Annotated in this window: 18 protein-coding genes and 1 tRNA gene; 11 read left to right on the forward strand and 8 right to left on the reverse strand. The window is 59.6% G+C overall.

The window, feature by feature from the left end; all coding sequences use genetic code 11:
- Positions 1–340 precede the first annotated feature (340 nt).
- Positions 341–1,318 carry a VOC family protein gene (locus EXN68_RS00825; protein WP_142839254.1) on the reverse strand — a complete coding sequence of 326 codons (978 nt, stop codon included), beginning with the start codon at positions 1,316–1,318 and terminating at the stop codon, positions 341–343.
- 228 nt (positions 1,319–1,546) lie between these two features.
- On the opposite strand from EXN68_RS00825, the gene ppdK reads away from it, so the two are divergent.
- On the forward strand, positions 1,547–4,273 hold the full coding sequence (gene ppdK, locus EXN68_RS00830; protein WP_142839255.1) for a pyruvate, phosphate dikinase: 2,727 nt from the start codon (positions 1,547–1,549) through the stop codon (positions 4,271–4,273).
- On the opposite strand, the gene EXN68_RS00835 is transcribed toward ppdK, so the two are convergent.
- The 3 genes from EXN68_RS00835 to EXN68_RS00845 all read right to left on the reverse strand — a co-directional run bounded on the left by EXN68_RS00835 (position 4,251) and on the right by EXN68_RS00845 (position 6,598).
- Complete coding sequence (locus EXN68_RS00835; RefSeq protein ID WP_142839256.1) at positions 4,251–4,523, reverse strand: hypothetical protein; 273 nt, start codon at positions 4,521–4,523, stop codon at positions 4,251–4,253. The two genes, ppdK and EXN68_RS00835, sit on opposite strands and share 23 nt — an antisense overlap.
- A 152-nt stretch (positions 4,524–4,675) precedes the next feature.
- Entirely contained in the window at positions 4,676–5,083 is a 408-nt protein-coding gene (locus EXN68_RS00840) for a hypothetical protein (protein WP_142839257.1), read from the reverse strand.
- Positions 5,084–5,233: 150 nt separating this feature from the next.
- Entirely contained in the window at positions 5,234–6,598 is a 1,365-nt protein-coding gene (locus EXN68_RS00845; protein ID WP_142839258.1) for a dicarboxylate/amino acid:cation symporter, read from the reverse strand.
- 757 nt (positions 6,599–7,355) lie between these two features.
- On the opposite strand from EXN68_RS00845, the gene EXN68_RS00855 reads away from it, so the two are divergent.
- Positions 7,356–8,276, forward strand: coding sequence for a DUF1499 domain-containing protein (locus EXN68_RS00855; RefSeq protein ID WP_142839259.1), 921 nt, complete (start codon positions 7,356–7,358; stop codon positions 8,274–8,276).
- A gap of 252 nt (positions 8,277–8,528) precedes the next feature.
- Here EXN68_RS00855 and EXN68_RS00860 read toward each other — a convergent pair whose 3' ends face one another.
- Positions 8,529–9,437: an MBL fold metallo-hydrolase gene (locus EXN68_RS00860; protein WP_142839260.1), complete on the reverse strand. Its 909-nt coding sequence runs from the start codon at positions 9,435–9,437 to the stop codon at positions 8,529–8,531.
- Between the two features lie 203 nt (positions 9,438–9,640).
- Between EXN68_RS00860 and EXN68_RS00865 the strand changes: the two genes are divergently transcribed.
- The 8 genes from EXN68_RS00865 (at position 9,641) to EXN68_RS00900 (ending at position 18,984) form a co-directional block, all read left to right on the forward strand.
- Positions 9,641–9,715 (forward strand) — tRNA-Gln (locus tag EXN68_RS00865).
- Between the two features lie 166 nt (positions 9,716–9,881).
- Entirely contained in the window at positions 9,882–11,939 is a 2,058-nt protein-coding gene (locus EXN68_RS00870; RefSeq protein ID WP_142839261.1) for a site-specific integrase, read from the forward strand.
- A gap of 244 nt (positions 11,940–12,183) precedes the next feature.
- A complete protein-coding gene (locus tag EXN68_RS00875; RefSeq protein WP_142839262.1) occupies positions 12,184–13,272 on the forward strand; it encodes a hypothetical protein in 1,089 nt (362 codons plus the stop codon).
- A gap of 535 nt (positions 13,273–13,807) precedes the next feature.
- Positions 13,808–14,719: a hypothetical protein gene (locus EXN68_RS00880; RefSeq protein ID WP_142839263.1), complete on the forward strand. Its 912-nt coding sequence runs from the start codon at positions 13,808–13,810 to the stop codon at positions 14,717–14,719.
- An 82-nt stretch (positions 14,720–14,801) separates the two neighbouring features.
- On the forward strand, positions 14,802–15,221 hold the full coding sequence (locus EXN68_RS00885) for a hypothetical protein (RefSeq protein ID WP_142839264.1): 420 nt from the start codon (positions 14,802–14,804) through the stop codon (positions 15,219–15,221).
- A complete protein-coding gene (locus EXN68_RS00890) occupies positions 15,221–17,257 on the forward strand; it encodes an AAA family ATPase (RefSeq protein ID WP_142839265.1) in 2,037 nt (678 codons plus the stop codon). The genes EXN68_RS00885 and EXN68_RS00890 overlap by 1 nt, the downstream gene beginning before the upstream one ends.
- Entirely contained in the window at positions 17,250–17,999 is a 750-nt protein-coding gene (locus tag EXN68_RS00895; protein ID WP_161991143.1) for an ATP-dependent metallopeptidase FtsH/Yme1/Tma family protein, read from the forward strand. Before EXN68_RS00890 ends, EXN68_RS00895 begins: the two co-directional genes overlap by 8 nt.
- Positions 18,000–18,648: 649 nt before the next feature.
- Complete coding sequence (locus EXN68_RS00900; protein ID WP_142839267.1) at positions 18,649–18,984, forward strand: tellurite resistance TerB family protein; 336 nt, start codon at positions 18,649–18,651, stop codon at positions 18,982–18,984.
- 151 nt (positions 18,985–19,135) lie between these two features.
- Here EXN68_RS00900 and EXN68_RS00905 read toward each other — a convergent pair whose 3' ends face one another.
- Positions 19,136–21,232: a 3'-5' exonuclease gene (locus EXN68_RS00905; protein WP_193559487.1), complete on the reverse strand. Its 2,097-nt coding sequence runs from the start codon at positions 21,230–21,232 to the stop codon at positions 19,136–19,138.
- Positions 21,232–21,663 carry an HNH endonuclease gene (locus EXN68_RS27340; protein WP_161991144.1) on the reverse strand — a complete coding sequence of 144 codons (432 nt, stop codon included), beginning with the start codon at positions 21,661–21,663 and terminating at the stop codon, positions 21,232–21,234. Before EXN68_RS27340 ends, EXN68_RS00905 begins: the two co-directional genes overlap by 1 nt.
- Before the next feature lie 141 nt (positions 21,664–21,804).
- Here EXN68_RS27340 and EXN68_RS27345 point away from each other — a divergent pair, with 141 nt between their 5' ends.
- Entirely contained in the window at positions 21,805–22,062 is a 258-nt protein-coding gene (locus tag EXN68_RS27345) for a hypothetical protein (protein WP_161991145.1), read from the forward strand.
- 171 nt (positions 22,063–22,233) lie between these two features.
- Here the strand turns inward: EXN68_RS27345 and EXN68_RS00915 are convergent, their stop codons facing one another.
- Positions 22,234–23,217: a hypothetical protein gene (locus tag EXN68_RS00915; RefSeq protein ID WP_142839270.1), complete on the reverse strand. Its 984-nt coding sequence runs from the start codon at positions 23,215–23,217 to the stop codon at positions 22,234–22,236.
- Between the last annotated feature and the right edge of the window lie 4 nt (positions 23,218–23,221).

A 23,221-nucleotide genomic window follows, 5' to 3' on the forward strand; every position in this document is an offset into this window, starting at 1 on the left:
ACCTTATATGGCTTGGAAGCTAGCGGTGAACGTTGCGCATTTTCTCGACGTCATCCTTGGGCTTGTCCCAAGGATCCAAACACGTCAAAAAAATCAATCCGTTGCAGATCCTCGGGACAGGCCCGAGGATGACGTCGGAGTGTTTGGCGAGGTTTGCCATTTATAGGACGACGGCCATACGTCATTCCTGTCCCAATGCTCGAAATTTAAACCGGACAGTAGCGTTTCAAGGCCGGAATGTCGCAAGGAGATGATGCTGCGAAGCCCTCTAAACGCTTAACCCGCCGTAACCTTCAATCGCGCAGTGTGCTCCGCGCATGATACGGAGACCCACGACCACTCACCCCGGCACCAGCCGCAGTCGCGTGCCCCATGGGTCGATTGCCTCCACCACATTGTTCTCCATCTCCACCAGCACATAAGCGGCGGCCCGCAGCCGGGTCTTCTGCGCCTCAAGATCGTCGGGATTTCGGACGGTGAGGGAAAACCAGTCGAGGCCGGTTTCGGTGGCGTTGCGTTCCTTCGCCCCCCGGCTGTTCCACGTATTCACCGCCAGATGATGATGATACCCGCCGGAAGAGAGAAACGAGGCATCGGAGCGCGCATCCTGCGTCGGTTGCAGGCCGACGGCCTGCTCATAAAAGCCACGGGCGGCGGCGATTTCTCCGACCCGCAGGTGAATATGGCCGATGCGCATTCCGGCCGGGGCAACCTCGTAATGATCGGTTTTGGTGTCGGTCAGCGCCACGAGATTATCGACATCCAGCGGTTCGGTGCCCATTTTCACCACCCGGCCGCTCCAGACCCATGCGTCTTTCGGGCGATCGCTGTAAACCTCGATACCGTTGCCTTCGGGATCGTTGAGATAGACCGCTTCGCTGACATTATGATCGGCAAAACCCGATAGTGGCACCTGCCGGAGCGCCGCATGCACCAGCCAGCGGGCGAGATCCTCGCGGGTGGGCATCAGATAGGCGATGTGGAACAGGCCGGCGGAAGTGGGGCTTTCGAAATCTGCCGCCGGTTTGTGGACGAGATCGAGCAGCGGCACGCTTCCGACGCCGAGCGTCACGCCTCTCGCCGAGCGTCCCACCTCCTTCATGCCAAGCACCGAGCGGTAATAATCGATCATCGGATCAAGGTCGCGCACCCGAAGTGCGGCCTGGCCAATATGCATGGGTGTCGTCAAGGCAAAGGGCAGGGCGGTGGCGGCATTTGCGGCGGGCGGGCCGCCCTCGGCCTTTAGCGCACCGGCCAGCGCCGTGGCGGCGCAAGAAATTCCGGCAAATTTCAACGTGTGGCGGCGAGTAAATTGCATGAATAATCTCTTTGTCGGCGATGATAATGGCTTAGGGAACACTCCGTTTCTGCGCACTACACGAATGCGTCAGTCCTGCTGTTATTTTGTGTTTGCGGCAATTCTGGCGCGCAATTTGCCGCAATTATGCTGCACTGCGATGTAAACTGCACGTTGCGGCGTTCCCAACATGCTGGCAATGCTGTAGATGATAGAAAAATGACAACGCTTCTGGGTGGAGAGCGTGGAATGAAAAAATGGGTTTATACCTTCGGCAATGGTGCTGCCGAAGGCAGGGCAGGTGACGTTGCAATATTGGGCGGCAAGGGTGCGAACCTTGCCGAAATGGCAAGTCTCGGCCTACCCGTTCCCCCCGGCCTCACCATCATTACAGATGCCTGCGCCCTTTATCACAAGAACGGCCGCGATCTTCCCGAGGAATTGAAGCTGCAGGTCATGGCCGGCCTGCACGGCATGGAAGCCGTGACCGGCAAGACCTTCGGCGGCAGCCAGTCGCCGCTGCTTCTTTCCGTCCGCTCCGGCGCGCGCGCCTCCATGCCGGGCATGATGGATACCGTCCTTAATCTCGGCCTCAACGACCGCACGGTCGAGGCGCTGGGCCACGATGCCGGCGACGCCCGTTTTGCCTGGGACAGCTACCGCCGCTTCATCCAGATGTATGCCGATGTTGTCATGGGCCTCGATCATGAACTGTTCGAGGAAATTCTCGAGGATGAAAAAGGCCGGCTCGGCCACGAATACGATACCGACATGTCGGCGGTCGAATGGCAGCACGTCGTTTCGCTTTACAAGAAGCTGATCGAGGACGAGCTGGGCGAAGCCTTCCCGCAGGACTGTCACGTGCAGCTCTGGGGCGCCATCGGTGCTGTTTTCGCCAGCTGGACCAACCACCGCGCCGTGACCTACCGGCATCTGCACAATATTCCGGGTGACTGGGGTACGGCGGTCAACGTTCAGGCCATGGTCTTCGGCAATCTCGGTTCGTCTTCGGCAACCGGCGTCGCCTTCACCCGCAATCCTTCCACCGGCGAAGCGGAGCTTTACGGGGAATTCCTCGTCAATGCTCAGGGGGAAGACGTGGTAGCGGGCATCCGCACGCCGCAGTCGATCACCGAGGCTGCGCGGCTGGCATCGGGTTCCGACAAGCCCTCCATGGAAAAGCTGATGCCGGAGGCGTTCAGTGAGTTCCTGGCCATCTGCAAGCGGCTGGAAAACCATTATCGCGACATGCAGGATCTGGAATTCACCATCGAGCGCGGCAAGCTCTGGATGCTGCAGACCCGTTCCGGCAAACGCACCACCCGCGCCGCCATGAAGATTGCCGTCGATATGGTGGAAGCAGGCACGATTTCGCAGGAGGAGGCGGTCTGCCGCATCGAGCCCTCATCGCTCGACCAGCTGTTGCACCCGACGATTGATCCGGGCATTTCCCGCCCCGTCATCGGTTCCGGCCTGCCGGCCTCTCCGGGAGCTGCTACGGGTGAGATCGTCTTCACCTCGGAAGAGGCGGTTGCAGCGGAAGCCGAAGGCCGCCGGGTTATTCTGGTGCGCATCGAAACCAGCCCGGAAGATATTCACGGCATGCACGCCGCCGAAGGCATTCTGACGACGCGTGGTGGCATGACCAGCCACGCCGCCGTGGTGGCGCGCGGCATGGGTATCCCCTGCGTCACCGGTGCCGGCTCCATGCGTGTCGACATGCGCAACAAGGTGCTGATCGGCGTCGGCTGTATGCTCAAGCGCGGCGATATCATCACCATCGATGGCTCTTCCGGCCGGGTGCTGAAGGGCGAAGTGCCGATGACGCAGCCGGAACTGTCTGGCGATTTCGGCAAGCTGATGATCTGGGCCGACAATCTGCGCCGCATGACGGTGCGGACCAATGCCGACACCCCGGCCGACGCCCGCGCCGCCCGTGCCTTCGGTGCCGAAGGTATTGGCCTCTGCCGCACCGAACACATGTTCTTTGAGGGCGACCGTATCCATGTGATGCGCGAAATGATCCTCGCCGAAAGCGAAAGGGGCAGGCGGGCAGCGCTTGACGAGCTTCTGCCGATGCAGCGTTCGGATTTCACCGAACTGTTCCAGATCATGCATGGCCTGCCGGTGACGATCCGCCTGCTCGATCCGCCGCTGCACGAATTCCTGCCGAAGACCGATGGCGAAATCGTCGAGGTGGCGGCCGCCATGGGCATGCCGCAGACCGTGTTCCGCCAGCGGCTGGATGCGCTGCATGAATTTAACCCCATGCTCGGCCATCGCGGCTGCCGTCTCGCCATTTCTTACCCCGAGATCGCCGAAATGCAGGCCCGCGCCATTTTCGAAGCCGCCGTTGAGGCAGCGCGCATCACCGGCGCGCCCGTTGTGCCTGAGATCATGGTGCCGCTGGTCGGCCTGCGCTCTGAGCTGGATTATGTCACCGAGGTCATCGATCGTGTCGCCGCCGCGGTGGCGCAGGAAACCGGCATGGAGATCGAATATCTGACCGGCACCATGATCGAACTGCCGCGCGCTGCACTGCGCGCCCATGTCATCGCCGAAGCCGCGGAATTTTTCTCCTTCGGCACCAACGATTTGACGCAGACGACCTTCGGCATTTCCCGCGATGACGCGGCGCGCTTCATCAACACCTATCAGCGCAAGGGCATCATCGAGCGCGACCCGTTCATCTCGCTCGATTTTGATGGTGTGGGGGAGTTGATCCGCATCGCCGCCGAACGCGGCCGCCAGACACGACCGGAACTGAAGCTCGGCATTTGCGGCGAACATGGCGGCGATCCGGCCTCGATCCATTTCTGCGAGGATGCGGATCTCGATTACGTGTCCTGTTCGCCCTTCCGCGTGCCGATTGCCCGCCTTGCCGCCGCGCAGGCAACGCTTGCTGCGCGGGCGAAGGAGGGGCAGGTGGCAAGCAATGTCGCCTTCATTCCGGTCAGGGGTTCTGTCGGACGATGATCTGACGCTCGACGACAACCGGCCTGTAGAACATGTCGCGGTTCATCTGCGCCTGCCATGCACGGTTATCGGCGCGGCGATCCATTTCCAGATCGAGAAGGCAACCCGCCATCGGGTCGGTGCCGGGGCGGAAACCATAACCCCGGCAAGTCGCCTCGTCCCGCGCCCGCCGCTCTTCCGGCGTCAGCGTCTGGCAGGCGGTCAGCGCCAGCATGGCGGCAAGCGAACCGAGGACGATGGAAACACGCATCTTGTTTCTCCCTTGAACATGACAGCCGTACGGCACTTTTATTGCCGCGATTGATACGCCTGTTTTCATATGGGGAAAAGCCGCATTGGTGCGGAAAGTTGCATCAATTGACCGCCAGACAATGGCTGCGCCCGGCCCAGCGGGACGGACCTCTATCCAGTTTCAGAACCGGACAAAAAAGAGGGAGGGAAAAAGCCCTGCAGAATGAGCCAGTCACTCAATAACAGCGTGAGGATGGCGGCGAGAAAGATGCCACCCATGAAGGCGATGAGGCCGAGCGTGGCGCGTGTCCACCGGCGGGTCTGATAAAGATAGATGGCAAGGCCAACAGGCGCGAGCAGAATGGTTGCGACTTTGGCGGCAGAACTGCGCCGGATATCTCGCTTTTCGGCATCTTCTATCTGCCACCAGGCAAACAGCGTGATGATGCCGATCATCTGGACGAGATCGTTTGCGGTAAAGGAACTTGGAGGTCCGGCGGGCCAGATGGCGGCGTCGATCAAGAGGCCGAGGGAGAGGAAGGCGAGCAGGGCGACATAAATCCAGTTACGTTTCGCCATACGCAAGTCCCGCCGAAAGATGCATTGTTGTCTGTGCCGATATTGCTATCGACGAAACCATCTCCGTCAATCCCAAACTCTTATGGAGCAACGGAAGTGGCACGCATGGGGCGTTTCCTTTTCACTGGAAACGCCCCACGATTATCGTGATCAGGCCGGCGCCACTTCCCGGTCATCGAGCGCGTCGATGTCCTTGGCGTTGTTGTAGACGGCCTCATTGAGAATGCCTTCGCGCTTGGCGACGATGGTCGGCACCAGCGCCTGACCGGCAACGTTGACCGCCGTGCGGCCCATGTCGAGGATCGGGTCGATGGCGAGCAGCAGGCCCACACCTTCGAGTGGCAGCCCAAGCGTGGAGAGCGTCAGCGTCAGCATCACCACCGCGCCCGTGAGACCCGCTGTTGCAGCCGAACCCAGCACCGAAACGAAGACGATCAGCACATATTCCTGAATGCCGAGCGGCACCTGGAAGAACTGCGCGATGAAGATCGCCGAAATCGCCGGATAGATGGCAGCACAGCCGTCCATCTTGGTGGTGGCGCCGAGCGGCACGGAGAAGGCGGCATATTCGCGCGGCACGCCGAGGCTCCTTTCCGTCACGGTTTCGGTGACGGGCAGCGTGCCGATCGACGAGCGCGATACGAAAGCGAGCTGGATGGCCGGCCACGCGCCCGCAAAGAAGCGTGACGGCTTCAGGCCATGGGCGATCAGCAGCGCCGGATAGACCACGAAGAGCACCAGCGCGAGACCAATATAGACGGCCGCCGCATACCAGCCGAGCTGCGAAAGCGTCGTCCAGCCGTATTGGTCAACCGCACGCCCGAGCAGGCCGATGGTGCCGATGGGGGTGAGGCGGATGACCCACCACAGGATTTTACGCACGATGGCAAGCAGCGACTGGTTGAAGGCAAGGAATGGCTCCGCCGCCTTGCCAGCTTTCAGCGCCGCAACACCAAAGGCAATCGACACCACCAGCAGCTGCAGAACGTTGAAGTTCAGCGAGGTGCTGCCGGAACCGTTATTGATTTTGGTAGAGGCTTCAAGTCCGAAGACGTTGGCGGGAACGAGACCCTTAAGGAAGTCCAGCCAGGAGCCGGTGGAGGAGGGGGCTGCCGCTGCCGTATTGGCAATCGCCGTGTTGACACCCGGCTGAATGACGAGGCCGAGCACGATGCCGATGACCACGGCGATAAGCGCCGTGATGGCGAACCACAAAAGCGTCTGCCAGACGAGCTTTGCCGCATTGGAAAGGTTCTTGAGATTGGCGATGGAGGCGACGATGGCCGTGAAGATCAGCGGCGGCACTAGCGCTCGCAGGAGCTGCACGAAAATGCTGCCGATGGTCTGCAGCGTCACCGAAAGCCCGTTCGGGCTGCCGGCGGCATCGGGACCGATGTTGCGCGCAACGAGCCCGAGCAGCAGGCCGATGACCATGGCGATCAGAACCTGAAAGCCGAAATTGCGATAAAAGGGTTTAGGCCCGGAGGGGCCGGCGGACGTCGTTGCCTGTGACATGACATGTCTCTTTATTGTGCAAGAAAACGAGAATGTTGCACTTTTTACACGCATTCTCGAGGGAGGTCGCTGAGGATACGCCGATTTCCTCAGCAATTAAGGGATGAGCTTGCGTATTTGTTGCATTGCCGGGGAATTATTCTCTTAAGCGGCGATAATGAGGAAAAATATTCCCGCTTCCTTTTGCCGTGGCCGCTCAGTCTGCCGGAGCGACACCGGAGGCCGGAGAGCGTCTGCATTTGGCAGGAGCGTTGCGCACCCCGGGCCATGTCCACTGCTGCCCGATTTAAGTTTCTGGATGAGGCACAAGACTCTCATTCGAATAGGCTTTCCGGATTCTCGCCTTAACCGGACACCAAAGAAGAGCAGCGTCGTCCGATGGGAAGGAAAGCATGCCAATTGCGCCGACGTCATCCTCGGGCCTGTCCCAGGATCTGCCAACGTATTGATTTTATTCAACGTGATTAGATCCTCGGCATAAGGCCGAGGATGACGTTGAGTGAATGTTCACCCTTCATCATCGACTTCAAGGCGACAGCGACCTGTCCGGAAGTTTAACCCGACAGCCGTGGATCATGTCCGGCATGACGGAAGAGAGGTCTTCGGAGGTTGTGAGCACGCTTTACCCGCAGATCGGCTCCCTCCTTTGTTTTCCTCGCCGCAAATCCGGTCTATGACATCATATGCAGGTGATTCCCTTGCCAGATTTCGGGTGCAACGCTTTTACGCCAATGCGATCTTACGGATATCCGCTTCCATGACTGTGCGTTTCGTCCGGCCTTTTTCGGTTGCAGCCTATCTTTCCCGCTATCTCGGTCTGGCGGCGCTGGCGCTATTTCTGATCGCCGCCTGTGTCCACCGGTTTGGACCACTGACGACGCCTGACCTCGTGGGGTTGCTGATAATTGCCGCCGGCATCGCGTTGGCGGCGGTGCTTCTGGCGCTGATCGGCCTTGAGCGACTGTGGACAAAGGGCGCGCGGGGCGGGCTTTCGGCGCTTGCCGCTCTTCTCCTGTCGGCCCTGCCGCTCGGTGTGGTCGGTTACGGCGCATATCTTTATTGGCAGCAGCCGAAGATCTACGACATTTCGACCGACCTGACCGACGTGCCGGAATGGCTGGTGACGCCGGTGGCGAACCAGCAATGGCTGGCAAGGCCCGCCATGGTGGCAAAGGAAGACCGGGACGCGCAGGCGATTGCCTATGCCAGCCTCGCCGGCCGCCGTTATGAAGGCGCGATCGATCGCATCTATGCCGCCGCCAAGAAGATGGCCGCTGCCCAGAATATCCGCATCAGCCACACAAGAGGCGTCATCGGCGCGGAGGAAGCGCCCTCCACCGGCATTCCAGAACAGGACAAGACGCCCCCGGCTGAAGAGGGGCCCGTGGAAGACCTGCCCTCCATTGTGCCGGTGCCCACGGCCCGGCCGGCCGAGGCGCCGCAGCCCACCTTCTTTAATGGCAGCGGCGTGGTGTTGATGCAGGGCGAAACGCGCACCCGCATCTGGGGCCTGCGTTTTGATATCCTCATCCGCCTCAGGGAAGAGGCGGAAACCACCATCGTCGATATCCGCGTCGCCTCGCGTTATGCCCCGCATGATCTCGGCATGGGGGCGGCCATCGCCGAGGCCTATCTCGATGCGCTGGATGCGGAAATGCAGGGGTTGAACGACAATTGAGGTGTAGTTGACGCTACGCGTCGTCTTGATGGAGGACGAGAGGTCGCCACCTCTTTCTTCTCCCCGAGGGGGAGAAGGTGGCCCGAAGGGTCGGATGAGGGGGCAACGTTGCCGAATATATCTACCCTTGCCCCCTCATCCCGCTGCCGCGGACTTCTCCCCGGCGGGGAGAAGAAACAAGTGGCATCCGCTCGTTCCCCAACGGGGCGTAAGCGGCGAAAGTATCTTGAGAATTCGCGCCTCAAAACCCCGTCAGGCCGGAAAATACGCGCCCAAGAGCGAAGGCGTACCATCCGTCCGCACGTCGCCCTTTTCGATCAGGTCTTCGATATGCGCCAGCACCGAAAGTGCGGCTGCCCCGTGCAGGCGCTTGTCGGTGCTGGCATAGATCACCTTCACCATATCGGCGATCAGCCTGTCCCCGTCCCGGATACGCTTCAGAACCGCCTTTTCCCGCATGCGGCGGTGGGCGCGTAAGCCCCGCATGAAGGCGGCGGGATCGGTGACCGGTCCGCCATGGCCGGGCAGGAACAGCCGGTCGTCGCGGGTGAGCAGCCGCTCCAGCGAGGTCATGTAATCGCTCATCGCCCCATCCGGCGGTGCGACGATGGTGGTGGCCCAGGCCATCACATGATCGGCGGAAAAGACGATGCCGCTGCCATCAAGCGCAAAGGCGGCGTGATTGGCGGTGTGGCCCGGCGTATGCAGGGCGGTCAATGTCCAGCCATCGCCGGAAAGGCTCTGCCCGTCACCAAGCGCGATATCGGGCACGAAGGCCGTATCGGAGCTTTCGGCAAAGGGGTTGGTTTCACCCGCATAGAGCGGCCGGGCGGCGCGGTGCGGACCTTCCGCCACCGTCAATGCCCCGGTCACCTGCTTCAGCCGCCGGGCAAGCGGCGAGTGATCGCGATGGGTGTGGCTGACGAAGATGTGGGTGACCTCGCGGCCGTCAAGCGCCGTCATCAGCGCCTGAAAATGCGCCTCATCCTCCGGGCCGGGATCGATGACGGCGACGGAACGGTCGCCGACGATATAGCTGTTGGTGCCATGGAAGGTGAAGGCGGAAGGATTGTTAACGGTGAGGCGCTGGACCAGCGGGGCGACAGGAACCGCCTCGCCATAGGCCGGCTTGAAATCGAGATCGAATGCCGGGTCCGCCATCAAGACCTCCTGAATGAACGCCATGCCGCCAGTGCCGGCGGCGCCCGCCGCACAATCGCCAAGCCCTATCATGCCGTCTGCGGCACAGCATCCAAAAAGCTTGGGTTTTGTGAAAAAATTGGTCGCCGGGTCATTGCCGCGCCCGTCCGGCTTTGCTAATCAGGCGCGGTTCAGGCAGCGGCTTTTCGCTTTCGCTGCCCTGTTGGGGCGTCGCCAAGCGGTAAGGCACCGGTTTTTGGTACCGGCATTCCCAGGTTCGAATCCTGGCGCCCCAGCCAAGTTTCCCTTTTCAAGCCAGAATCACGGTTTCTCAGCACATCCGAGTTAGCTGGGAATCGAATTCGAGGCACTGTCGTACCGGACTGTCTTACACGACTGTCGTACACAGCTGTCTTACGGGAAGGCGAACCAAGTCCTGCTCACCCTCTTAGGAAAGGGTTTAGCATGGCAACGATTCAACACGTCTACAAGCGCGGTTCGGTCTACTGGTGGCGACGGCGTTTACCACTTGGAACAGGTGTCCATGCTTGGGTGAGGCTCGAAATCAGCCTGCACACCAAGGAACTGGAACGGGTGCGGGTCGTCGCTCCGGAGGTGACGCTTGCCAGCCATCGTCTCCTGCCCAGCCTGAGACAAAAGATGATATCGCCGGAAGACGCAAAGAAAATCCTGATACACGCCGCCAAGCAGCACAGCTTCCATCTGGATTCGATGATGGCGGCCGGTTCCAGAACAGGCGTCGACGCAGCAAGTAAGCGTTTAACGGAAATTCAGAGCGGTTGGGCGTTACGCCTGTTCGCCGCCCAAGGGATCAATGCAAGGATTGGTCCCGACGAAGAGCGCCAAATGCGCGCTGCCGGACTTGATGACGAGATGATCCACGGCGTTCGTGAGACAATGGGGTTCCTCAGTACCAATGGATTTGGCCAAATCGGTCGCCGTCAGCTGGAGGCTATCCTCCAGGACCACAACATCGCGCCGGCGGAAACGCACATCCTCCAAGCAGAGCAGCTTTGCTTGCGCGGCATGTCGGCAGCGTTGCTCAATACCGAACGGCGATGGTCCGGCGTCCGACCTGATGATATTGCCCTCCTCAATGCGGCGCTTGTCGGCGATACCGCAGCGACGGCTGTATCGCACGCTGCTTCGTCTCAATCCGTGTCGCAGCGAACGTCGGTAGCACCATTTGGAAGTCGAACTGTACCGTCGTTTTCGCAACCTTACACACCTCTTGAGAAGGTGCCTGCATCTGTTCGTACGATCGCGGTTGCCGCCCCTCCGGTTGAAACCGAGGACGAATTCGATCTCGACGATGAGGATGAAGCGGAACTGGAACTGCAGGATTCGGACAAGGGACTTGTCGAAATCGTCCAACTGGCAGCGGAGGAGAGGGTCGCAACCAAAGAATGGCGTCACAAGATGATTAAGCAACACGTGAGTATTGCCAAGTTGTTGGTTCGATTCGTCGGACACGACCAGCCGGCACGCTTGAGGCAGCGAAACATCTCGGAATTCCGAAGCATGCTGTTCAAGCTTCCGAAAAATCATGGAAAGTCGCCGAACGACCATATCATGCCCCTCAGCGAGCTTCTGGCTCGTGCCACGACGTTGCCGCCCGAGGAGGTTGGCTTGTCGCCCGCGACGATAAATCGCTACATGACCCAAATGGGCAACATCGTGGACATCTGCAAACACGCCGGATTTCCATTCGGGAATTTCGAGGGCGTTTCCGGCCTGCGAACCAAGAGGAAGGGCGACGTCAGAAACGAGCGTGGACGTTTCTCAACCGAGGAACTGCAGACCATCTTCTCGCTGCCAGTGTGGGAGGGGTCGAGTAGCTTCGACGAGCGCTTCGGCGGCGGAGACGAAATCTTCCATGACGCGGCCTATTGGGTTCCTTTACTGGCGATCTATGTCGGAACTCGTCGTGAAGAGATGTGTGGCTTGCTCCTCGATGAGGTCGAGACCCATTTTGAGCTTCCGTGCATCCGCATTGAGGAAAACTTCGTCCGCAAGCTGAAAAACGCTCAATCGAAGCGGCGCGTGCCCATCCACCCAGAGCTGCTTCGCCTCGGATTCCTTGAATACGTTGATGAGCTTCGCAATCTCGGTCACGTCCTGTTGTTCCCCGAACTGAAGGCTGCATCCCCTACGACGCCGATGGGTGACGTGTTTGATGACAGCTGGCAAAAAATACGATCGACAGCGCTGCCCAAGGCCAAGGATGATGGGAAGGTCCTGCATTCGCTGCGCCATTGGTGCAACAATGAAATGAAGCAGGCCGGCATTCGGGAGGAGTACCGAAAGGACATCCTGGGGCACACCAACGAGGGTGTGAATGAGGGGCGTTACACCGATCCGGCGCGGCTGCGTGTCATGGCCGATGCACTGTCAACATTGCCTTTACCGACCGCGCATTTGAAAGCTCATCCAATCCGACCGATCGAGTCAGTCCTGACGCATTCTTCCCGACCGGCACGAACCAAGAAAACTGCGACGTAAGGGAATTGAATCAATCAAAGGTTGAATTAGTAATCACGTAATTAAAATGCGAACTAAAAAAAATGCCGCGTTGAATTCATTGAGGAATCCAGCGCGGCAAATGGCGGAAAACTCTTGTATATAGAGAAAAATCTTTAAATTACATAATGTTGGCAATCTCGGTTGTAACGCGTTTTTGAAATTCGTGTCACCATTATCTCACGGTCGCTGATGAAGACCGGATGAAAACGGAGACAAGAAACGAATGACAAAATACACCCATAAGAAGAGGGCGGCTGTTGCCCAGACCAAGCCGGGGCCGACCATCAGCCCTGCCCAGGAGGACGAACTGAAGTGGCTACGGGACGCGTTCCAGTCGCTCGGACGCCGGACGACAGCGCAGGCCTTCGAGATCGGCGGCTACCTCGTGCGCGCAAAGTCCATTCTCCCGGACAAGGCGTTGGGCGCATGGATCAAGGCGGTGTGCAAGTTCACGCCGAAGACCGGCCGCAACTACATGGCAGTCCAGGCGAACCTGGCGGACTATAAAGAGCGGCTCGAGGCAGCGGCGGTTGCTCCGACGGTCCTCTTCGTGCTGGCCTACGCCGAACAGCCGGAGGTCGAACGGGTCATCTCGGCGATCGAGGCTGGCGAACAACTGACTGTGGCTCAGGTCAAAGCGACGGTGGGCGTCGAGGCAAAGCGAAAGGTCGCTACCACCCACGATGCTCTCAATGTTGGCGGCCTCGCCGGCTTGCGTAAGGCTGCCGAGTTGAAGATCACGCAGGACGTTACTGAGTTCCACGGGCTAATGTCCGCAGTCCTCAAGCGAGTTGAGAAGGCCATGGAGCCGATCGCCAGAGGCAGGGCGGTGAAGAAGGGGCTGCTCCAGGATGCGATTGTGTACGATTGCCGTCACGCCCACGATCTTCTCAACAGCATCGCCGCGCCGATGAAGGTGGAAATGGTTTCACATGTGAACTGGCGGCCGGCGCGTCTGCCCGAAGGCAGCGCATGGCGCACGGTACAGGCATTGCTTCACCGTATGGGCGGCGCTGACGACTGGCCGGATCGGACCGAGTTTGTCAGCTGGCTTCAGGACGAAGTCATTCCGGCGTTACGCTTCGTGGTCCATGGGGAGGCGCTTACCTCGACGGAGGAGGAAATAGAGAGCGCCGATGCGGGTGATGACCTTGCGTCACAGGAACCGGCAGAGGCCAGCGACCGGGTGCAAAGGGGAGAAGAGGCGACGCTGGCTCGCATCAACAGCGTGTTCAATGGGATGATCGCGCAGGCGTCATCGGTCGGAAAATCCCGGGAGCGCCGTTCCGTACCCTCGGCGGTCGCGGCGTAACGATCCCGGCAAAGACGACACCCATGGCCCCGCTCGCGCGGGGCTATTTTTTGTCCGCTGGTCGCCGCGTGTCCCGTTAACCATACCGGAGCTCTGTCGTTCCGGAAGTGTTCTTGCCGGCTTGCCGGACACAATTCTCCGGGCTATGTCGACAGGGTCAGCAGAAACCGAATATCTGCAGACACTTAGCGGCCCCCGCCGGTGGTGGAACACCGAACGAGGGCCTGACCCGCAACCTTGTGTTCTAAGGAATTGGGCTATGTCGACCCATATCTGCTTCGCTTCCGAACGGGAAGCTTTCTCGTCTCCTGATCCTGTTGACGATCGTGCGTCGCCGCGGCGCCGGTTGGCGTGCTTCACGATCCCGTGCGCCTTCGGACTGGCACTCGCCAGATTCTAACGGCTGATCATCCCTGACTTCGGACACAGCTTCATTTGAAGCCAGCCGGCCACCGGATGGGGAAATCATTTCCGCATCGGACGCCGTGCGCCTGAAGTTTGCCGGCCGGTCGCCTCCGTCAACAGGAGCAATATCATGACGACCATTCTTTCCGGTGCGCCTGGCGCGCCAGCCTATCCGCATGCCGTCGATCTCGACACCCTTCAGTCCCGTTTCGACGTCCTCATCGACGCACTTTCGTCGCAGTCCTTCTCCGCCGTCGCTCTTTCCAAGGCGCTTGCCGGCGGTGTCTCTGAAGCCGCGGCAATCCTGCGCGCCATTCCCATCCAGGAAGGGAGGCTGCTCGAGCGCGGCATCGGTATCATCGCCGACCTGAACCCGGACCTCGTGGTGCTGACGCAAAATCTGCGGCTGCCGGTCACGAAGACGGCGCTCGAGCTGGTCGAGAAAAACGATCCGAAACACTTTCGATCGCTGACGCTCGACGCCGACATCGGCGGACGCAAAACGTATACGCCGGACCTGATCATCGTGAACCGGAAGACGAAGCTTGCCCACGTCATCGACGTCAAGCGCAGCCTCGGCTCGTACGAAGTCTCGCGGATCAACGAGCTGAAGAGCCGCATGCTGGCCGCAGCACTCGTCGTTCCCGATCTTCTCTACCGCGAACATCATCGGCTGGTGGCCGAAGAAGTCCGCGTCGTCATCTTGAATGCAGAAAACCAGCGCTCGGACATTGCCGGTGGCGTCTGGCCCCTTAGCGATCTCGATCATCTCGTCGAGGTTTGCGGGGCGGGGAAGGCGATCGGCATGCTGCGTGAACGTTTCCATGGCCGGATCGACGAGAACTGGAAACTGGCTAGGAATGCCTTTGCCGGACCGATGGAGGAACGGGTACGTCGCGGTGGCTCTGCGGACATCACTGGCGTGAATGAAAACGAGACGACCGATCCCGCCGCTGGCTCGACCACGGAGGTCCATCAGCCAGCCGGTCGTGGCCAAATCCGTGTCGGCTTCGCCCGCATCCCACGGGCCGGCACGGGCTGACCGGCCCTCTCACGTTCCTTTCCGCTTTCTATTCCATTCGTTCGCGCCGAACCGTGCTGTTCGGCGACAGGAGACGCCTGTCATGAGCCGACACACTTCTAACGTGATCCCTTTCCCAAACAACCTCCCGCACGAAGCACCTCCGACGCCGAAGCCATCCAGCCGGATGAAGCGACTGGCGAAGTTGCAAGAGGCGACGAGCTGCGGGGCGACTTCCATGTCACAAGCCATTCCTCAGGCCATGGCCATGTGCGCGGCAAAGCCAGATGCCTCGCCCGATCCGGCGATCGTCGCCCAGGTCGTGATCGGTTTTGCCCGACGCAAAGGTATCGCCATGACCAGCGTCCCGAAAATCTTCCGTGAACAACTCCTCACGCTGTGTGCGGTCAGCGATCCGACTGCGCTGATGTTACGCGACTGGCTTGAGGGCAATCGCAAGCTGCTGGGCGTCATTGGTATGCCGACACCTCACGGTATTCATGGAACGGAGGAGGGCGCGTGATGGAAACGCTCACTGATCGCATCACGCGTTATCTGTTTGCCCGCATCCGCCGGCTGGCCATCCTCGATCTTTACGAGCGCGCCTCAGTCGTCGGATTGCTGGAGGCGGACTTCATCGTCGCTGGGGATGAGACGACCGGTACGGTCTGGCGTGTCCCGGAGCAATCCCTGCGATTGCTCGACGCCGACCCGGCTTGGGCGCGCGCCGAACTCATGCGGCGTCTCGGGAAAGCGCCATATAGGACGACGGCAATCGACGTGCTGATCCGGGACATTCCAGGAGAACCGCCACATGAAAACGTCCGTTCCGCCCCGAAGGGCAGGACCGATCGGGAAAACCATGCCGCATGCCGCCGCCCGAAATCGGGAGCCGATGCTGCATCGAGCGTTTCTGAAGCACCATCGGCGTCCAGCGAATTTCTGGCGCTGCTTCGCGAGCAGCTTGCTCCGCCAAGCGTCGCCCATGTCGCAGTCGCCCTATTGGTCGCCCGTGCCGTTGGTTCAAGCGTTCCCGACCTGTCGGTGCTCTCGGCCGCACTTCGGAACCCGGGAGCCTTCGTCTTGATCAAAGCACCGGTTGGCCGTTTCGAACGCCGCTTCGGTCTGATGCTCGAAGATGGCTTGATCCTGCCGTACTGGACGAAACTCGAAGACGTTCATCGCAGCAGCCCGCTCTCGGACGGATACGGTGATCGCCGCCGGGGAAAGACCCGTAAGACGATCAAGACACTAGCCGGCACCGATGTGCCGAAGGCGGTCGAGCGATCGTTGAGCCGGTTCCTCGTGGATGTCCTGCTGGAGCGGTCAGCGCCCGTGGTTCTTGCCGATGAGACAAAGACCGCGCTTCCGCCCTTTGTGTCGATGACGGCCGATCTCGTTCTCGAGAGCGGTGGCCTCGATCATGAACTGATCGCGGAACTCCTGCAGACGTGTTGCGGTATCGCGCCGAAGCAGTCGCTGCGGCAGATGGAGAAGATGGCGCTTGATCTTGAAGGGCTTTCGATCGATGCGCTGGCGCTGGCTGTTCGTCCCGGACGTGGTCTCGATAGCATCCTGTCAATCCTCGAAGTCCTCGGCGAACGGGCGCGCTCCTCCGACAAGTCGGACGATGATGACGATGACGGTCGCAACTCCGGGCGCGGTAGCGATCGGTCGGGGCGGCCGAAGGTCAAGAGCCGGTTTTTGATCAAGGACGGTGATGACCCACCAAAATCCGTGGATGGGATCGATGTCGTTCAGCCGGAGAAGCTGGCGGAGACATCCGGGAAGGAGGGCAGCGGCAGCGCATCCGTTGATCCGGCCAATCCGGAACACAGCCGGCTGCGTCAGCTGCGGGTCGAGAGACTCTCGGGCTATGGCGACGCACACGGTTGGGCGCTCGACCTCAAGACAGACCTTCAGCTCTGGCGCGACGGTGGGCTGGCCTGGAGCGAGATGAGTACGAAACTAATGCTGTCGGGATCGCCCGGCACCGGCAAGACGACCTATGCCCGCGCGCTTTGCAATACGTTGCAGGTTCCGCTGCTGGTGACGTCGGTAGCCTCCTGGCTTGAGCCTGGTTATCTCGGTGACGTTCTCAAGCGCATGTCCAAGGCGTTCGAGCTGGCACGGGAAAATGCTCCGGTCATCCTGTTCATCGACGAAATCGACAACATCGGAAGCCGGTCCGCAGGTCGACGGGAGCAGCACGATGACTACTGGCACTCGCTGATCAATCGGCTGCTTGAGCTTCTCGATGGAACCTCGAAGACCGATGGCGTGATCGTCATTGCCGCGACGAACCTCCCCGAAAAGATTGATCCGGCACTGTTGCGATCGGGCCGACTGGAAAAGCATGTCGCGATCCCTTTGCCGGATATGGAGGCACTGGCCGGCATCCTCGCTCATCATCTCGGTGACGATCTGGCTGGTGTGTTGGCGTCTGCGCCGTCATGCCGTCCCAAAACGATCGAAACAGCACGGCAACAACAGGTCCATGTCGGCGGTGATGCAGATGTCATCGACCAGTCCAATCGCGGAGTATCCCAAGATGCCTGAAGCCAGCCAGACGATTACACCTGAGCAGCATCCCGATCTTCGACGGCTGGCCTTGCTGGCGACCGGCAGCACCGGAGCCGACATAGAACGACTTGTGCGTGACGTTCGCCGGAAAACCAGAAGGCAGCAGCGGTCGCTGACTTGGGGCGATCTTGAGCATGCCTTGCTGGCCGGCCAGGTGAAACTCTCCGACGATGTGCGCTGGCGTACCGCCATCCACGAGGCGGGACATGCGATCGCCTTCTGTGACATGGGGATCGCAGAGGTCATCACCGCAAGCATCGGGATCGGAGGAATGGGGCAGGTGGTCAGCCGGCAAGGTCAACATCTCCCGCAGACGCAGGACTGGCTGATGCGCAGCATCGCCTGCATGCTGGCCGGGCGTACGGCAGAGCTGCTCATCTTTGGCGACACGGTGGCCGGGGCAGGTGGATACGATGATAGCGATCTGGCCAGGGCCACCGAACATGCGGTCGCCGCCGAGACCCGGCTCGGATTCTCCAATCATCAGCCGTTGCTCTATCGGTCAGTGGCAGGAAGCATCAACGAGCTCAGTCTCGACCGGCATCTGGCTGAGCGGGTCAACAGTCGCCTGATGGAAGCCGAAGCGATGGCCCGCAGTCTGCTGGAGAACAGGCGGGACGCGCTGGTCGCCATCGCCACGCGGTTGAAGGACGTCGGGGTCATGACGGGCGAGGAGATCACGCACCTGCTCGTCGCGTCCGCTGGTCCACCGACCTGACGAAACCCGACGGGGAGCTCTGAAACCGCGATTCCTGCCGGCGCCACGGCGATTCACCGTTCCCAAATGCCGATTCCGAAGTCGCGGAAATCGATTCCGATCTGCGGAAGTTCGATTCCCGCTCCGGTACCGGCACCGCGGGGACGAGTTCGGGTGACCTGCCATCGGCAGCCGTCCGAGGTGGCGATGGTTGCAAGAAGACGATGACGCGGTGCATCGAGTGACCCGGTCGATACACCACCACAAAACAGCCGGAAAGGCAGTTGGAAAGGTTCAGGATGTTGTCGAGAGTTGTGATGCTGTCCACCCCGCGAAAGCGGCATCTCAACGTGCGGCAATGCGCTTCACGCCGGATCAAGTCTTCTGCAAATCAATTCCTCTCAGATCAAAGTACCATGCCTTGGCCTACGTTCCGGGCAACTCGAAATACATCATCTCAATTTACGCTTCCGCGATTCCTGTTCCAGTTTTCTCGTTGCCAACGTCCCAATCAGTGATTCCGGCAAACCGCGTTTGCAGGCCGAAGCCGTCTGGCTGGCGATTAGAGACGAGCCAGCCCTCCCTGTCCGAAATGTCAACATAGGCAGACGACGCTTGTCCCTTGCATGGCCGGCACCGAGGCTGAGGCTCCACAACAAGGAGACAGGCAATGCCCCGGAAATCGAAGAAACAACGCAATGCAGAACAGGTCGCCCGGCAGCAGCGAGTGAGGGATGCGGCCAAGGTCCGACGTCGGCCGTCTCGCGACGATTTCGCGAGGGTGCTGCTCTGGCAGATGATCACGGCCGCTCACGGACGAGAAGATGCGCGGCTCGCCCTGGATAAGCTCAGCGAAGCCATCGTCGGCGGACTGGAACGTCAGGGATTCGATGCCCGCGAAAGCGAGGATGTCTTCGAGGAGCTGGCCGATCGGTACTCGGATGGCCTGTTTCCGTTCCGGCCTAAATGGCATCTCAAGTCTCAGCCTACGGTCTGCCAGCCATGACGTTGATGGCGCGGTGCCGCGATGTCAGTTCGCTTTCCCTGAAGGCTTGCAGCATCCTCCCGCAAACGGCGTTCCTTTATTGCCCAACGTCTTCCCCCCATTACTCCCGATCACGGCGTTTGCAGAGGAATCGCGGGCGGAGACAATCCGATCAAACGTGAAGCAAGTCCTCCAGGAACTCTGAACCGGGCCCAACCGCGGAGACGAAGAGATGATCCCGGGCGCGGGTTGCGGCGACGTAGAGCAGTTGTCGTTCTGTCGCCACGACCTCGTCCAACTCGAACTCGTCGGCGACGTCATCGATGCGCGCCGCCAACGGCAACACACCTTCATCGCAGGCGACGATTAATACAGCACGGAATTCTAATCCCTTTGCGAGATGCATCGTACCGATGAGCATTGCCTCTTCAGGGCCTCGCCCAGCAAGCGATGAAACTGTCTCGACGGCTGCCAGTTCGGCGACCTTCGATGCACGAGCTATCTGCTCGTTTGATCGGCAGAAGATGCCGATCTCGTTTGCTTTAATTCCCTGTTCCAGAAGGTTGCGAAGGAATTGCGAGGCAGCCGTAGCCTCTTCCTCAATTGTTGGTGCGACGACGATAACAGGCTCGACGCCATCGAATACCGATACCGTACCCTTGCGCAGGTCCTCCTCACCGTCGACGTCTCGGACACTTTCGGGAAGCAGCCGGTCCGCCATCCTTCTTATCTGATGCGAGGTGCGATAGTTGACCTTGAGCGTGAAAGACCGCCCGCGCACGTCGATACCCAGCCCCTTCCAGGAAAATGGTTGCTGAAAGATGCGCTGGCCGATGTCTCCGGCGAAGAAGAGCGAGTCCGGTCGGTTGGGCACGATGGCGCTCAGGAACCGCAGTTCGGCGACGCCGAGGTCCTGGGCCTCATCGACGACTACATGCGTGTAAGGCTTTTCGGTGCGGTCTTCGAAATGCTTGGTGACCACGGTGAACAGGTCCGCAGAGGTCAGTAGAGCTTTCGTTCGCAACTGCTTGCAGACCTCCGAGAAGACTGTCCAGAGCTCTTCGCGTTGCTTCGAGCCAAGCCGGTTCTTACGTCCCATCCTCGGTACTGTTGCATAGGTTTCGGCGCTGTCGATCTGCCAAGCGTCGATCACATGCTCCCATTCTGAATTGAGAAACTGAGGAGTATACCTCGTCACGTTCACCGCCTTCGTGGAGTCGGCGATAAGTGCCCTCAGTTTTTCTCGGCCGACCAGATAGGCCTTCCGACCCGTCATGAGCGCGAACAGGTCAGCTGCCGCTTGTTCGAATGACGATATGGTCACCCTGTCGGCGAGAGAGGGGCTGTCGGCAAGGAGCACGCCAAGCTTGCGCTTCAGCGCGGCGGCAAGCGGCTCCGAGAAGGTCGTCAAGAGCACCTTCGCCTGAGGCTCGTTGCGGAGAATGCGTGCGACCCGGTGTAAGGCGACCACGGTCTTTCCGGTGCCAGCCGAGCCGACCACGCGCACCGGTCCAGAAAAGTCCCGGTCCACCAACGCCCGCTGTGACGGATGAAGGAACACCGACCATTTTTCGAATGGCTGGTCGAGCGCCGCGGCCAGTTCCTCATGCCCTTCCAGGATACGGAACCGCCGTTGCGCATCAGGATGGCTATAGGGATCGGTGGTAACCGGCGCCGGCTTACTCAGAACACCTGTTGCGGCATATTCCAGCAAGGCCTCGGCGGCTTCCTGCGGTAAATGACCGGCGAGCGTGAAGAATTTGTCTTCGCTTGCGTCGAGGACGTCCCTGATCCAGTCCTCTGGGACACCGATCGACAGTGCGTCGTCGGTGGATAATTTCGAAAAAAGCGGCAGTGTCGAAACCGACGGCGTAGCTGGAACGAGGAACGGCAACTCTGGCTGTCGTGCCGGCGCCGGCTGGACCACGATCTCTTCGACCCGTTCGCGCACTTCGACGATCTGAAGTGCACCTGTGCGCGAATGGGTCTCGATCCGGCGTCGTTCTGCCCATTTGTAGGCGTCGTCGTGGTGGTCGACATAGGCGAGCATGACGCTGTCGCCGGTCTTATGGATGATGATCCGGAGATCGCGATTGACCCGGACCGACCAGAAGTTCGGGTCCTTGGACGCATCGATCCTGTGGAACTGCAGGCCTGGCCGGTTCGGATCGGTCTGCAGGTCGAACGCCGTCAGCTTCACCTGTTTCTGCTCGTCATTGGTCAGCTTGGCCAAGGATGCGGTAAAGCTGTCGGCGAGGATGGTGGGCATCAGTATGGTCCCCGTGATTCTTCGGCTTTTCGAAACTCTTCGAATCGATACAGTAAAATGTCTGGATCGGGGCGAGATGCCTCATCGTTGATCGCATTTACCAACAGCCCATCATGAGCTGCGTATTCAGATCGCGCGATGCGCTTGGAAACAACCACCTTCAGGCGATTGTTGATCGGCTCAAAGCCGATCAGTTGTTTGTCAAAGAGCACATGCACATCTGCCCGGAGCGCAATCCCGTTGCGGACGTCATTTGTCTTCGGACCAAGGTATCTGAAGAGATGTGCGGCCTCGACAACTGCTGAGGTCCGAGACCGAGTAACTGCGCATCGCTTCCAGGCCAATAGTACCTGCTTGCGGAAATCTCGCTGGCCTTCGCGAACAACGTTGAGAGACTCGGTTCGCCTGCGTTCATCCACTGGATCAGCCAAGTTGAAATCCAGGCCGGATAGAAGAGGGAGTGGTCCTGGCGACACCCGCCGCACCAACTCGCGACGTAGAAGTTCGAGTCTCGACAGGAGGCGGGGCCCTGGAGTCGCTGCCAAGATCGTCCGATCTGACGATAAGTGAAAATGAATGTGTTCGCTTCCACGGTTGGCGAGAAATTTGATACAGCCGGCATCGAGGGATCGTACCTCGCCGTCAATCGTCCTGAAGGCATAGGGGACGGGAGCGCCGAGCTTCCAGAAGAGGCCGACGAAAACCTTCTCGAAGAAGTCGGTTCGGGCCGTTTTCCCAAGCGCCTTATCCCCGAGCGTCTCTGGAGTGTAGAATTTTGGGTTCTGACCGCGGGAGAAAGGGTGACTCGGCTCTCGCCAGTCGGGGATTGAAACAGGTAATTGGGGAAATTCCTCCATCCCTAAACATCAGACCTTATATATCCAGACCAATCGCATCTTAGGATTGATCAAAATCCGTTAAGATATAATCCTCTTGGAACGCCTCGTACCGCCGCCACTGCCGCAGTTGACTATTCTCTACCGAACGCAAACGTGAGCCGATCAGTGGGTTGCTGGCCATGAAAAATCAAATCGGCCGACGTATAGCGTGTCATGCAGACGCTGCAGATCATGTTCCCATTCGCCAATCGCCCGACGATAGGAGGGGTTTTGCCGGCGCTTGGCGTTTCGAACAAACGCGGCGATGGTTTCCGCCAGTTTGTGTAGCCTGCGTAGCGAATTTGGCGTGCCCCAGAGTGCCATATGCGGACTCGGCAGGACAGGAGGCAGAGCAATTCTGAATACCCGATCGAGTATCGCGTATCTCATCGAAGGGGTAAGCACGCTTAGTTGGCCTACTTTGTATCCAAAGAAGGATAGAACGCCATCTTCAGGCGCATCAAACGAGTTTAAGCTTCCGTTGCCCTTTAGAGCGTCTGTGGACGGCCATTTGAAATATTCCCCGTCGAGTGCGAGTAGTTGTTCCTCAATCCTCGCAAGCTGCTCGAGCGCCTTCTTTCTGACCTCCTCACTTGCTGTTTGATTAAGAGATAAATTCAACTGCCTTAACCAGCGTTCAGCAAAGCTCATGGCAGAGATTTTTGTACTGACCTTGGCCGTTCTTTTTGCGTCTGGGGCTGACGGGAACTTGGAGGCAAGCGTCTCCAGCTTTGCGCCGTCCGCGTGGTCTGAATGTTCTTTTGCTAACGTCTGAAAGGGACGTGAGGGAGTGACAGGGAAGCGCTCGGAAGCGATTGCAGTAGAACTGACAACCGAGCAACTCGTCTTTGGCTTCCCCCGGATAGAAACATCGATGAACAGATACTCGCCGGAATACCGGATGGGATAAACGACCTTGCGGCTCGATACACCTAGTTCTCCATCTGGCATCCTAAGAAGAACGAAACCGTGCATCAGGTGACGGAACTCATCTCGATTGAAAACGAGTATTTGCTTCGTCAGCTCAGGCAACGGCCGCAATCGTTGAGGAGCCTTGGGAGAAGGCACATTCTTTTTGTTAAGGGCTCTGCTCACCCGGATGGCCAAAGCT

Source organism: Martinezella rhizogenes (genome assembly GCF_007002745.1).
Classification (GTDB): Bacteria; Pseudomonadota; Alphaproteobacteria; order Rhizobiales; family Rhizobiaceae; genus Agrobacterium; species Agrobacterium cucumeris.